Below are 12,233 nucleotides of genomic sequence, written 5' to 3'. Positions count from 1 at the left end.
AAAACAAACGGGGCCGGATGGTCCGGCCCCGTCGGGGAGTCGCGGTTGTCGCGGGATCAGCCGCGCGCGCTGTCCGTGTCGACGGCGGCGGTCTGCGTGACCACCTGGCCATTCACGACCGGCAGGCGGTCGCCGGGGCGCTCGTCCATGCGGATGGTGCGTTCCTGGCCTTCGTAACGGTAGGTCACGTTGTAACCGACGACCTCGTTCTCGCTGCCCAGCGAGATGCGGCTGCCCGGCTTGGAGCCGGTGCGCATCGTGCCGGTGGTGCCGTCCGGATTGCGGTAGGTCACGTTGTAGGCCACCACGCGCGAGGACGTCGAGCTGTCCGAAACGGTGCGGCACTGGCGCTCGGTGCGGCTGACGACCTTGCCGCCGACGTGGTTGCGGTCGACGCGGTTGCCGATCAGGCCACCGGCCACGGCACCGGCTGCGGTCGCGGCTTTCTTGCCGTTGCCGCCGCCCACCTGGTTGCCGATCAGGCCGCCGATCACGGCGCCAGCGACGGTGCCGCCGACGTTGCCGTCACGTTCCGGCGCGCGCTCCTCCACGACGACGTCCTGGCAGACCTCGCGCGGGGTCGAGCTGGTGCTGGTTTCGCGGACCGGTTCGGTGCCGATCACGGTCGCGTACAGCGCCTGCTTCTCGTTGATGGGCTTGACGTCGACGACGTCGGCGTAGGCCAGTTCCTGACCGTTGATGCTGCCGTCAGCCGGCAGGTCGCCGTTGACGCCGGCAACCGGCGCGCCGCCCTGCAGGGCCGGCGCGGTGACCAGGTCGGCCTGCGCGGGCTTGCCGCTGAAGCTGTTGTAGGCCGCGACGGCAACGCCACCGACGACCAGCGACGCAACGGCAACAGCGATCATGTTCTTGTTCATCGGGGCTCCTGCTGCGGGTCGTTGCCCGCGGTTCGTTTGTTGGGCGCATTCGAACACCGCCAACCTGAACAAGCCCCCTACCGTTTCGACCGCGGATCCACAAGTGCAACGAGTGTCAACAACTGCTACGAACGACAGGCTCGCGTGCTAGCGTCGTGGCATTCGTTCGAGGAGTTCCGCCATGGCCAGCCCCCTGCTTGCGCCCGTCATGGGCTTCCTGAGCCGCCTGAGCTATCCGCGCCTGTTCATGCTGACCGGCGCGCTGTTCCTGATCGACCTGGTGGTGCCGGACTTCGTTCCTCTGGCCGATGAGATCCTGCTCGGCCTGGGCACGCTGTTGCTGGCCAGTTGGAAGAACCGTCGCGGTGACCCGTCGGTGATCGATATCCGCAAGGAGTGATCGCACGCCGGCGATCGACCTTACTTTCGACCACCCTCGCCGCCGATGCGCGCGCGACGATCGATGACGCCACGCCCTTGCCCCTTCACCCCATGATCCTGGTCGACAGCCACTGCCACCTCGATGCCGACGCGTTTGACGTCGACCGTGCACAGGTGATTGCCCGCGCGCGCGCCGCCGGCGTGACCCGCCAGGTGGTGCCTGCGGTCGACGCCGCCGCCTGGCCGAAGCTGCGCGACGTCTGCGCCAGCGATGACGGGCTGTTCCCGGCGTACGGCCTGCATCCGATGTACCTGGCATCGCACCGGCCGGAGCACCTGGCATGGCTGCGCGACTGGATCGAACGCGAGCGTCCGCTCGCCGTGGGCGAATGCGGGCTCGACCATTTCATCGAAGGCCTCGATCCGGAGCAGCAGCACCGGTACTTCGACGGCCAGCTGGCGCTTGCCCGCGATTTCTCGCTGCCGGTGATCGTGCACGCGCGGCGCGCGGTGGACGCGGTCATCGCGGCGATCCGGCGTATCGGTGGCCGGCACGGTCTGCGCGGCGTGGTCCACAGCTACTCGGGCAGCCCCGAACAGGCGCGGCAGCTGTTCGACCTGGGATTCCTGCTTGGCCTGGGCGGCCCGGTCACCTACGACCGCGCCAACCGCCTGCGCCGGCTCGCCGCGACGATGCCGGTGGAGTTCCTGCTGCTGGAAACCGATGCGCCCGACCAACCCGACGCGGGCATCCGCGGGCAACGCAACGAACCGTCGCGACTGGCCAGCGTGCTCGAAACCATCGCCGGCCTGCGCGGCGTCGAGCCCGGCGACGTCGCCCGGGCCACCACGGCCAACGCGCAGCGGCTTTTCGCCTTTCCACCGCCCTGAGACGACCGCGTCGCAGACCTGACGCGGGCGCCGGGATCATGCCTTCGACGCGGCCTTGGGCTTCAGCAACAGCTCGATTGCGCGACCGACCGCGGCGAAGGCGAACACGCCGGTGATGTGCGTCGCCGCGCCAAGCCCGGCGCCGCAATCGAGCTTGAGTGCAGCGTCACCGCCCACCGGCGGCCGCAGGCCGCACACCGATCCGTCCGGCTGCGGGTACTTCACGTTTTCCAGCGAGTACACCGCCGAAACGCTGAAGTAGCGATCGGCGTTCTTGGGAAAGTTGAACTCGCTGCGCAGCTTCTTGCGGATCAACGCGAGCATCGCGTCGTGCTCGGTGCGCGACAGATCGCGCACGCGCACCAGGGTCGCGTCGGTGCGTCCGCCGGCCGAGCCCGACACCACGATCGGCAGCTTGCGGCGGCGGCACCAGGCGATCAATTCGACCTTGCTGCGAAAGCTGTCGCAGGCGTCCAGCACCAGGTCGAAGTCGCGATCGAGCAGCGCCTCCAGGTTGGACGCGGTGAGGAAACTGGGCACGACCTCGACCGACATCGCGGGGTTGATCGCGCGGCAACGCTCCGCCATCGCCTCCACCTTGGCGCGCCCGTACTGGCCGTCGTGCGCGGGCAACTGACGGTTGGTGTTGGACACGCAGATGTCGTCGGCATCGATCAGCGTGAGGTGGCCGATGCCGGTGCGCGCAAGGGCTTCGACTGCCCACGATCCCACGCCTCCCATGCCCACCACGGCCACGCGGCAGGCTGCGAATCGCGCCACCGAACCGGTTCCATAAAGCCGGTCGATGCCGGCGAAGCGTTCAAGCCAGGAGGCCGCAAGTGCATCATTCTTCATGTGCATATTGTAGGCGGCGCGCGCGGCCGGGTCGCGCGCAACGCATGCTATCGTCCCGCCCAACGCCGACGGAGACCCTGCATGAGCACGCCCAGCCCCATCCAGCCATCGCGCACGAATGCCGCCAAGAGATACCTGTTCCTGTTTCTGCTGGGGCTGCTGATCGGCGCGATCTGCGTGGTGATGATGCTGCGTGCATTGGAGGGCCGTAAGACGTGGCGCGACCACTACCCGGATGCGGCGATGCACTTCATGGACGCCCAGGTGAAGCAGCTTGGCGAAAGCGTCACCGCCAACCGCTGCGCCCCGACCGACACGTTGCCGCGGATCAAGGCGCTGCGCACCATCGCCGACGACCTCGAACCGGCACTGCCGTCGCTGCGCGACGATCCGCGTTTCATCGCCGCGGCCAGCAAGCTGCGTGGCACGCTCGACGCGGCAATCTCGTCACCGCCGATGAATTGCGACAGCGTGACCAAGCTGACGGCAGCCATCGGCGAGAACTGCAAGGCCTGCCACCAGGACTTCCGCTGAGCCAGCGGATGGCTGGCTGACGTCATCCAGGCCGCGTCGTCGATGCCACCTCGACGCGGCGCCACAGAATCTCGTCACGAACTCTGCGTCGCCATCTGCGCCGCCGAATCTGGATCCCTGGGTTGGATCCCTGAGCTGGATCGTCGAACCGACGATCGATGCGCCGCCGGCCACCAGCTGAATCAATGCCGACGACATCATCGCGATTGACTGGCAGTTCACGCATCGCTGCCTACGGTGGCTGCACGTGACCGAAATCGGTCACTCGCCCCATGCAGGAGATCCGCATGAACATCCGCACAAACATCCCGCTGCTTGGCGTGGCGATGGCCGGTTCGCTTGCTCTGGCCGGCTGCGCGACATCACCGGGCTACGGTTCCGGGCCCGGGTACAACAACACTTCCGGCTACGGCAACAGTTCCAGTGCCTGCTATGACTGCGGCACCGTGACTCGCATCGAGCAGACCGGCACGCAATCGGCACCTCGCGCTACGGGCGCGGTGTTGGGCGGTGTGGTCGGCGCGGTGGCCGGTCGCAAGATCGCCGACAACCAGACCGACAGCGAGGGCCGCAAGAACGCCGCGACCGTTGCCGGCGCCGTGGTCGGCGCGGTGGCCGGCAACGCCATCCAGAACCGCACGGGCGGCAATCAGTACAACGTCTACGTGCGCATGAACGATGGCCGCAGCACGGTGGTCACGCAGAACAACCTCGACGGAATCCGCGAGGGCTCGTACGTGCGCGTTTACAACGGCCGCGCCTGGGCGCAGTGACGCACCCACGTACGTCGTCGCATGGCGCACGCGACTTGCCACAGGGGCCCGCCACCGCGCGGGCCCCGTTTGCTTGCACCACGCGTGATCGCCGCGTGCGATCGCCACGCGCAATCACTTGCTGCGCAATCACGCCGCAATCGGCCGGTCAAACCACGGGCGCGGCGCCCGATCGATATACCGAATGGAAACTGTGCCTGTAAGGATTCGCAGGGTGATCAGAAAAAAGAAAACCCGGCACCAGGCCGGGTTTTCCTCGATCAGCGTCCGCCTTGCGGCGGAGCGGCCGTGGGCCTACTGCGGTTCGACCGCGTCAGCCTGCAGGCCCTTCTGGCCCTGGACGACCACGAAGGTCACCGTCTGGCCTTCCTTGAGGCTCTTGAAGCCCTGGGACTGGATCGCGCGGAAATGCACGAACACGTCCTCGCCATTCTCGCGGCTGATGAAGCCGAAGCCCTTGGCATCGTTGAACCACTTGACGGTACCGGTTTCACGGTTCGACATTTTCTGCATGCTCCCTGGAACGAATGGTTGAAACGCCGCCGACGCGACGCTGCTGGTTCCAAGGAGGAAGCGAGGTACAGATGTAGCGGATCGAATGGATCTACCGCATCGGGCCACGATTCACGGTGACCCTTGGCAAACGCAGCGAGCGCACGGTACCCCGGCAAAAGTGAAAATGCAATCGCGTCAATACCCCCTTGGATGGAGTCAGGATTGGATACTCAACTGGTTTGTTTCGTCGTGGCCGCGATACTGGTTGTGGTGGGTATTGCCGGCACCGTATTACCCGCGCTTCCGGGCCTGCCCCTGGTGTTCGCCGGCATGCTGCTGGCGGCCTGGGCGGACGATTTCCAGAAGGTCGGCCCGCTCATGATCGGGACGCTGGCGGTACTGACCGTGCTCTCGATCGCGGTCGACCTGCTGGCCACCGCCGTCGGCGCCAAGCGCGTGGGCGCCAGTCGTCTGGCCGTGGTCGGGGCGGTGGTGGGTACGTTTGCCGGATTGTTCTTCGGGCCGATCGGGCTGTTGGCCGGTCCCTTCGTCGGCGCGCTCATCGGCGAGCTGCTCAACAGCCGCGAGCTGGGCAAGGCCGCCCAGGTCGGGTTCGGCACCTGGTTGGGCCTGCTGGTCGGCGTCGTGCTCAAGCTCGGGCTGGCGTTTGCGATGCTTGGCCTGTTCGCGTTCGCCTGGTTGTTCTGAACGAACCCAACGCGGTGGCGCTGCAAGGACGACGCGATGATGCGACCCTGTCGCCCGCTCCGCCCTACGCAACGACGATGACGAACACCGCAACACCCCGCCTCCGCCCCGCTCCCCTGGCTGCAGCGCTTGCCGGCGCGCTAGCCGGAGCGGCGTTTCCTGCCATCGCCCAGCAGGCGCCAGCCACCCCCGAGGCCTGCACCGCCATCGAGAGCAACGCCGAGCGCCTGGCCTGCTACGACGCCGCGCTTGGGCGCGACGCCAGCAACCCGCAGGTCGCCGACGACATCGCACAGGACGCCGCCGCAGCCAAGCACGACATCGCCCAGTACCAGCGGCTGGAACGCGACGCACTGCCGCCGGCCGAACGCGCCCAGCGCGTGGTCAGCGACCTATTCCGCAGCGAAGGCCCGGCGGTGTTCGACGAACAGATCGCCAACGCCGGCAAGGGCGGCATGCTCGACAGCCGATGGGAACTGGCCAGGGATTCCAAGCTGGGCGTGTTCAATCTGCGCGCCTACAAGCCGGTGTACCTGTTGCCTGCGTTCTGGAGCAGTCATCCCAACGAACACCCTGCCAGCTCCAATCCCGATGTCCCGGCCGACTCGCAGACGCTCAGTGACGTCGAGACCAAGTACCAGCTCAGCTTCAAGACCAAGGCGGTCGAGAACCTGTTCGGCGACAACGGCGACGTGTGGATGGGCTACACCCAGAGCTCGCGCTGGCAGGTCTACAACGCCGAAAATTCGCGTCCGTTCCGCGAAACCAATTACGAGCCCGAAGTGCTGCTGGTGCTGCGCAACAACTACAGCATTGCCGGGTGGAAAGGCCGCATGACCGCGATCGGCATCAACCACCAGTCCAACGGCCGTGCCGATCCGCTGTCGCGCAGCTGGAACCGGGTGATGCTCAACATCGGCCTGGACCGCAAGGACTGGGCACTGACGCTGCGGCCATGGTGGCGCATCTCCGACGGAGCCGAGGACGAGAACCCGAACATCGAGGACTACGTCGGCCGAGGTGACGTCACCCTGGTGCACCGTCGCGGCGGCCACGAGTTCGCGCTGATGGCACGGCACTCGCTGCGCGCCGGCGACGACTCGCGAGGTGCGGTGCAGTTCGACTGGGGCTTCCCGCTCAACAGCACGCTGCGCGGCCACCTGCAGGTGTTCGACGGCTACGGCGAAAGCCTCATCGACTACAACCATCGCGCCACCTACATCGGCCTGGGCATCTCGCTGCTGGAGTGGTACTGACCGGGACACGGCAGTGCGCCACGTGACGCAGTCCGTGCGACGGCCGTCTGCGACACTGGGCCATCCTCGCGAACGGAAGCGCACACGATGAAGGCACGACGCATCCTGTCCCTTGATGGCGGCGGCATCCGCGGCATTGTCAGTTGCCGCTGGCTGGCGGGGGTCGAGGATGCCCTGCGCGATGCCGCGAAACCGGGGCTGCTGGGCAGCTTCGACCTGCTTGCCGGCAGTTCCACCGGCGCACTGGTGGCGTGCGCGCTGGCCATTGGGCTGGCACCGGAGCAGATCGCCGAGGTCTACCGCTCACAGCGCCACGAGATCTTTCCCGGCCTGGCCGAACGCCTGTGGTCGCGCACCACGCGCCTGATCAGCGAAGGCGTCTCCGCGCCGCGTTACGACGGGCGCGGCCTGGACCGCGTGCTGAAGCAGGTGTTCGGCGACACCCGGCTGGGGCAGACGCAGGTACCGCTGATGGTCACCAGCTACGACACGCAATCGCGCACGCCGGTGATCTTCAAGAGCTTCAAGCCCGAGCACGCCGACCTGCCGATGTGGGAGGTCTGTCGCGCCTCGTCGTCGGCACCGACGTATTTCCCGGCGCACGCGATGACGGTCGAAGGACAGCACTGCGCGCTGATCGACGGGGGGCTGGTTGCCAACAACCCCACCGCCTGCGCCATCGCCGAGGCCCTGCGCAAGGACGCCGGCGTGGACCGCAGCCAGGACCTGGTGGTGCTGTCGGTCGGCACCGGACAGCGCAACCGCCCGATCCCGCTGAAGCAGGCGCGGGAATGGGGCGCGCTGGAATGGGCGATCCCGATCATCGACGTGCTGTTTGACGGCAACACCGACTCGGTCGACTACATCGCCCGGCAGCTCGTCGGCGATGGTTACTTCCGCCTGCAGACCGAGCTGCTGATCGGCCTGGACGACCTGGACGACACCAGCGCGACCAACATCGCCGCGCTGGAGATCATGGCCACGCGCTACCTGCAGCAGGCGCAGACCCAGGACCAGCTGCGACGGCTCGCGGCGATGGTGTAGGGGCGGTCCTCCCGCCCCCGTTGAGCTGGCAGCGCGCTCCCTTGAAGCGGGTGCGCTGCCTTGCGGTTTCCGCCGCGCCTGGCCGCAACCGGGCCCGGCGAGCCGCCCTAGCCCACTACCACCGGAATCTTGCCGATGCGCGCCTGCCATTCCTTCGGCCCGGTGTTGTGCACCGACTCGCCGGTGGAATCGACCGCCACCGTCACTGGCATGTCCTGCACGGTGAATTCGTAGATCGCTTCCATGCCCAGGTCGGCGAACCCGACCACGCGGGCGGCCTTGATCGCCTTGGACACCAGGTAGGCCGAGCCGCCCACCGCCATCAGGTACGCCGACTGGTGCTTGCGGATCGCCTCGATCGCGGCCGGGCCGCGTTCGGCCTTGCCCACCATTCCCAGCAGGCCTGTCTGGCTGAGCACCTGCTCGGTGAACTTGTCCATGCGCGTGGCGGTGGTGGGACCGGCCGGGCCGACGACTTCGTCGCGCACCGGATCGACCGGGCCAACGTAGTAGATGAAGCGCCCGCGCAGATCCACCGGCAGCGCTTCACCGCGGTTGAGCATGTCGACCATGCGCTTGTGCGCCGCGTCGCGGCCGGTCAGCAGGCGGCCGTTGAGCAGCAGCACCTCGCCCGGCTTCCAACTGGCGACTTCCTCGCGGGTGACCGTGTCCAGATCGACACGACGCCCCTTGCTGGCGTCGTACGTCAGCGTCGGCCAGTCTTCCAGCGACGGCGGGTCCAGCATCACCGGGCCGCTGCCATCGAGCGTGAAATGCGCGTGGCGCGTGGCGGCGCAGTTGGGGATCAACGCGATCGGCAGGTTGGCGGCGTGGGTCGGGAAGTCCTTGACCTTGATGTCCAGCACCGTGGTCAACCCGCCCAGCCCCTGCGCGCCGATGCCCAGCGCATTCACCTTCTCGTACAGCTCCAGGCGCAGTTCCTCGGCGCGATTGGACGCGCCGCGCGCCTGCAGGTCGGTGATGTCGATCGGCTCCATCAACGATTCCTTGGCCAACAGCATCGCCTTCTCGGCGGTGCCACCGATGCCGATGCCGAGCATTCCCGGCGGGCACCAGCCCGCGCCCATGGTCGGTACCGTCTTGAGCACCCAGTCGACGATCGAGTCCGATGGATTGAGCATGGCGAACTTGGACTTGGCCTCCGAGCCACCGCCCTTGGCCGCGACGATCACCTCCACGGTGTTGCCCGGCACCACCTTGACGTTGACCACGCCCGGCGTGTTGTCCTTCGTGTTGATGCGCTTGCCGGCCGGATCGGACAGCACCGAGGCGCGCAACTTGTTGTCGGGGTGGTTGTAGGCGCGGCGCACGCCTTCGTGGACCATCTCCTCCACACCCATCGTGGCGTCATCCCAACGCACGTTCATGCCGATTTCGAGGAACACCGTGACGATGCCGGTGTCCTGGCATATCGGCCGGTGGCCTTCGGCGCACATGCGCGAGTTGATCAGGATCTGCGCGATGGCGTCCTTGGCAGCCGGCGACTCCTCGCGTTCGTAGGCGGCGGCGAGGTTCTTGATGTAGTCGACCGGGTGGTAGTACGAGATGTACTGCAGCGCGTCGGCGACCGACTGGATCAGGTCGTCCTGCCGGATCGAAACGGGCGGGAACGAGGACGGATCGGCGGACTGGTTCGAGGATGCGGTCACGGCGGGCGATGGCTGGCGGTGGGGGCGACATTCTACTCCGGTGCCGCGCCTCACCCGCCCAAGGGATGCGCTGGGGCGAGGTGCGCGACGGGCTGCCGCACCTCGGCGGCGCCGCGCCCAGGGAGCCGTCGACCGCACGGGGCCGGCACATCCATCGCCTGGCGTCGGAGGGGCGCCACGGCTACGGACCGACGGCCGCCCGCCCCGGCACCTCCAGCAGGGTGAATCGCACGCGGGTCCAAGCGCCGCTGTCGGCCAAGGCGGTGAGCGTGTGCGGGCCGGTTTCGGTGAACGTCTGCATGAAGCTCGCGTTTCCGCGCGACTCCGCCATCAGCCGGCCGTCCAGCAACCAGCGGACCGGGGCGTCGCTGCCGATCGCACGCAACGACAACCGCAGTGGCTGCGTGCTGCCTGGCGGACGCGCCAGGGTGGCGTTGTCGTCCAACCCTTCAATGCGCAGTTCTTCGACCGCATCACGGCCGTCGTCGCTGCAGTCCGCGGCCAGGGGCGGCAGGCGCGAGGCGATGCGTGCTTCGGTCGCCAGCCACGGCGACGCCAGCGCCGGCCAGCGGGCAACTTGCGCGGGCGTGCGCTCGTGCGGTGCCCGGCAGTCGCCCGACAGGCGCTTGCCGGTGCGCGAGTCCACCTCGAAACGCTCCACGCCGGGGCTCCAGAGGCGCGCGTCGCGCTCGGCAAAGGTTGGCGGTACGGAGCCGTCGAGGGTCCAGGCGTCGCGCTTCTTCTGGCACAGCCCGGGTGCGAGCTCGTCCGGCGGCAGGCCCAGCGGCCAGCACACGGTGATCTGCTCGACGTTGCGCGGCGGCGGCCGGGTGGCGCCATCGCCCCGCTGCGCCGGCAGGCTGTCGATGACCTCCAGCAGCAACGGCAAGGCCGTCACGGCGCCGTACTGGCCCGGCAACGGCGTGCCGTCGGGCCGGCCGACCCACACGCCGACGCTGTGGCGGCGCGTGCTGCCCAAGGCCCAGGCGTCGCGGAATCCGTAGCTGGTGCCGGTCTTCCAGGCCACGCGCGCGCGGCCGCGCATGTCGAAAGTGTCGGCAACGCTGCCCGGACGCGGGTTGGCTTCCAGGACATCGCGGATGATCCACGCCGCACCCGGCGACAGCAGTCGGCGTTCGACGCGCGGCGCCGACGGGACGTAGCGAACGCGCCCGGCGATGCCATCGCGGTTCAACGCCGCGTAGGCACCGACCAGGTCCTCCAGGCGCGCGCCGGTGCCACCCAGGATCATCGACAGGTTGGGTGCCGCGCCGCGCGGCCACTTCAGCACGATGCCAGCGTGCGCCAACCGCGCCGAGAAGCGCGACGGCCCGACACGATCGAGCAGGTCCACGGCGGGAACGTTGAGCGACAGACGCAAGGCTTCTGCCGCACCTACCGGGCCGTTGAACGCCATGTCGAAATTGCCGGGCCGGTAGTCGCCAAACGCCTGCGGTGCATCGATCAGCAGGCTTTCGGAGTGGATGAGACCGTCGTCCAGCGCGAGCCCGTACAGGAACGGCTTCAGCGTCGAACCGGGCGATCGCCAGGCCTTGACCATGTCCACGTGCCCCAGCCGCTGCCTGTCGCCGAACTCGACCGAGCCCACGTAGGCCCGCGCCTCGAGCGTTGCGTTGTCCACCACCAGCAAAGCCGCCGAGGTGCGTTCGGGCAGGCTCGAGAAGTACGCTGCCACGCGCTCCTCGAGCGTGCGCTGGAGTTCGATGTCGATGGTGGACAGCACCCGCGCCGACCGCGGGTTGGCCTCGCGCAGCCGCTGCGCGAGCAACGCGGCGTGCAGCGGCGGCTGCAGCGAGCGCGCGACCACCGGCTCCACCCGCGCGTCGGCGACCACCGCCGGCGTCCACACGTGCAACGCCGCCATGCGCGCCAGCACCTTGTCGCGGGCAGCGCGGGCGCGCTCTGGCTCGCGATCCGGGCGAAGTCGGCTCGGAGACTGTGGCAGCACGGCCAGCAACGCCGCCTCGGCATGCGACAGGCGCGACGCCGGCTTGCCCAGGTAGGCCCAGCTCGCCGCTTCGACGCCTTCGATGGTGCCGCCGAACGGCGCGTGGTTGAGGTAGATCTCGAGAATCTGGCGCTTGGACAGGTGCACTTCCAATTGCAGCGCACGGAACACCTGGGCGAGCTTGGCCCACGGCGTCCGGCTGCGACCGCGCGCCGGCGGGTGCAGGATGCGCGCGACCTGCATGGTCAGCGTCGATCCGCCCGACACCACGCGCCGGTTGCGCAACCACTGGCCACCGGCGCGCAGCATCGCCACCGGGTTGATGCCCGGGTGCCGCCAGAACCAGCGGTCCTCGTAGGCCAGCAGCGCCTGGCGATACAGCGGCGACACATCCTCCATCGCCACCGGGTATCGCCAGATGCCATCGGGATCGGCGAACGCCCGCAACGGGGTGCCATCACGCGCCAGCACCACCGCGCCTTGCTGGCTGGCGCGCGGCAGGCGCAACGGAAACGCGATGTCGAGCAGCATCGCCACCGTCAACAGCGACAACACCGCAAGCAGTCCGACGAGCGCTCGGCGGCGCCACCGGTTGGATTCCCTGTTGCCTGATGTCACGTTGCCCACCGCCCTGCCCGCGATTTCCGTTCCACATCCAAACCCGACCACGCACGCCTCGAACACGCCTCACGCGGTCCGGCGCCGTCATCCGTGATCTGCCGATCGCGGGGCCGCGCACGCTGCGCCGCGTGCGGGCCCGGACCGGCATCGCACCGGCC

12 protein-coding genes are annotated in these 12,233 nt (G+C 68.3%); 7 read left to right on the top strand and 5 right to left on the bottom strand.

Annotation, left to right across the window (positions count from 1 at the left end; all coding sequences use genetic code 11):
• Positions 1-56: 56 nt before the first annotated feature.
• Positions 57-878 carry a glycine zipper 2TM domain-containing protein gene (locus tag EER27_RS11755; protein WP_317843127.1) on the bottom strand — a complete coding sequence of 274 codons (822 nt, stop codon included), beginning with the start codon at positions 876-878 and terminating at the stop codon, positions 57-59.
• A gap of 181 nt (positions 879-1,059) precedes the next feature.
• On the opposite strand from EER27_RS11755, the gene EER27_RS11750 reads away from it, so the two are divergent.
• A complete protein-coding gene (locus EER27_RS11750) occupies positions 1,060-1,278 on the top strand; it encodes a DUF6116 family protein (RefSeq protein ID WP_123088309.1) in 219 nt (72 codons plus the stop codon).
• 92 nt (positions 1,279-1,370) lie between these two features.
• Positions 1,371-2,150, top strand: a complete 780-nt coding sequence (locus EER27_RS11745; RefSeq protein ID WP_123088308.1) for a TatD family hydrolase — start codon at positions 1,371-1,373, stop codon at positions 2,148-2,150.
• Positions 2,151-2,186: 36 nt separating this feature from the next.
• On the opposite strand, the gene EER27_RS11740 is transcribed toward EER27_RS11745, so the two are convergent.
• Positions 2,187-3,005 (bottom strand): tRNA threonylcarbamoyladenosine dehydratase, encoded by an 819-nt coding sequence (locus EER27_RS11740; protein WP_123088502.1) that lies wholly within the window; start codon positions 3,003-3,005, stop codon positions 2,187-2,189.
• A gap of 81 nt (positions 3,006-3,086) precedes the next feature.
• On the opposite strand from EER27_RS11740, the gene EER27_RS11735 reads away from it, so the two are divergent.
• Together EER27_RS11735 and EER27_RS11730 are read left to right on the top strand one after the other, a co-directional pair.
• The gene (locus EER27_RS11735) at positions 3,087-3,539 is read left to right on the top strand and encodes a hypothetical protein (protein ID WP_123088307.1); all 453 of its coding nucleotides are present in this window, start codon (positions 3,087-3,089) and stop codon (positions 3,537-3,539) included.
• 287 nt (positions 3,540-3,826) lie between these two features.
• Positions 3,827-4,312 carry a glycine zipper 2TM domain-containing protein gene (locus tag EER27_RS11730; protein WP_123088501.1) on the top strand — a complete coding sequence of 162 codons (486 nt, stop codon included), beginning with the start codon at positions 3,827-3,829 and terminating at the stop codon, positions 4,310-4,312.
• A gap of 294 nt (positions 4,313-4,606) precedes the next feature.
• Here the strand turns inward: EER27_RS11730 and EER27_RS11725 are convergent, their stop codons facing one another.
• Complete coding sequence (locus EER27_RS11725; RefSeq protein WP_123088306.1) at positions 4,607-4,816, bottom strand: cold-shock protein; 210 nt, start codon at positions 4,814-4,816, stop codon at positions 4,607-4,609.
• A 213-nt stretch (positions 4,817-5,029) separates the two neighbouring features.
• Here EER27_RS11725 and EER27_RS11720 point away from each other — a divergent pair, with 213 nt between their 5' ends.
• The 3 genes from EER27_RS11720 to EER27_RS11710 all read left to right on the top strand — a co-directional run bounded on the left by EER27_RS11720 (position 5,030) and on the right by EER27_RS11710 (position 7,815).
• On the top strand, positions 5,030-5,515 hold the full coding sequence (locus tag EER27_RS11720; RefSeq protein WP_123088305.1) for a DUF456 domain-containing protein: 486 nt from the start codon (positions 5,030-5,032) through the stop codon (positions 5,513-5,515).
• A 77-nt stretch (positions 5,516-5,592) separates the two neighbouring features.
• Entirely contained in the window at positions 5,593-6,771 is a 1,179-nt protein-coding gene (locus EER27_RS11715) for a phospholipase A (RefSeq protein ID WP_123088304.1), read from the top strand.
• Between the two features lie 87 nt (positions 6,772-6,858).
• Positions 6,859-7,815: a patatin-like phospholipase family protein gene (locus tag EER27_RS11710; protein ID WP_123088303.1), complete on the top strand. Its 957-nt coding sequence runs from the start codon at positions 6,859-6,861 to the stop codon at positions 7,813-7,815.
• A 107-nt stretch (positions 7,816-7,922) separates the two neighbouring features.
• Here the strand turns inward: EER27_RS11710 and EER27_RS11705 are convergent, their stop codons facing one another.
• Positions 7,923-9,485 (bottom strand): fumarate hydratase, encoded by a 1,563-nt coding sequence (locus tag EER27_RS11705; protein ID WP_123088302.1) that lies wholly within the window; start codon positions 9,483-9,485, stop codon positions 7,923-7,925.
• Positions 9,486-9,666: 181 nt separating this feature from the next.
• Positions 9,667-12,081, bottom strand: coding sequence for a penicillin-binding protein 1C (pbpC, locus tag EER27_RS11700; RefSeq protein WP_425480839.1), 2,415 nt, complete (start codon positions 12,079-12,081; stop codon positions 9,667-9,669).
• Positions 12,082-12,233 lie beyond the last annotated feature (152 nt).

The sequence above is a fragment of the Montanilutibacter psychrotolerans genome (genome assembly GCF_003719825.1).
GTDB lineage: Bacteria > Pseudomonadota > Gammaproteobacteria > Xanthomonadales > Xanthomonadaceae > Montanilutibacter > Montanilutibacter psychrotolerans.
This window is presented reverse-complemented; position numbering and strand designations above follow the sequence as displayed.

Excerpts from the sequence above, each read along its gene's own strand:
- EER27_RS11755 (WP_317843127.1), bottom strand. The coding sequence starts at position 878 with ATGAACAAGAACATGATCGCTGTTGCCGTTGCGTCGCTGGTCGTCGGT.
- EER27_RS11750 (WP_123088309.1), top strand. The coding sequence starts at position 1,060 with ATGGCCAGCCCCCTGCTTGCGCCCGTCATGGGCTTCCTGAGCCGCCTG.
- EER27_RS11745 (WP_123088308.1), top strand. The coding sequence starts at position 1,371 with ATGATCCTGGTCGACAGCCACTGCCACCTCGATGCCGACGCGTTTGAC.
- EER27_RS11740 (WP_123088502.1), bottom strand. The coding sequence starts at position 3,005 with ATGAAGAATGATGCACTTGCGGCCTCCTGGCTTGAACGCTTCGCCGGC.
- EER27_RS11735 (WP_123088307.1), top strand. The coding sequence starts at position 3,087 with ATGAGCACGCCCAGCCCCATCCAGCCATCGCGCACGAATGCCGCCAAG.
- EER27_RS11730 (WP_123088501.1), top strand. The coding sequence starts at position 3,827 with ATGAACATCCGCACAAACATCCCGCTGCTTGGCGTGGCGATGGCCGGT.
- EER27_RS11725 (WP_123088306.1), bottom strand. The coding sequence starts at position 4,816 with ATGTCGAACCGTGAAACCGGTACCGTCAAGTGGTTCAACGATGCCAAG.
- EER27_RS11715 (WP_123088304.1), top strand. The coding sequence starts at position 5,593 with ATGACGAACACCGCAACACCCCGCCTCCGCCCCGCTCCCCTGGCTGCA.
- EER27_RS11710 (WP_123088303.1), top strand. The coding sequence starts at position 6,859 with ATGAAGGCACGACGCATCCTGTCCCTTGATGGCGGCGGCATCCGCGGC.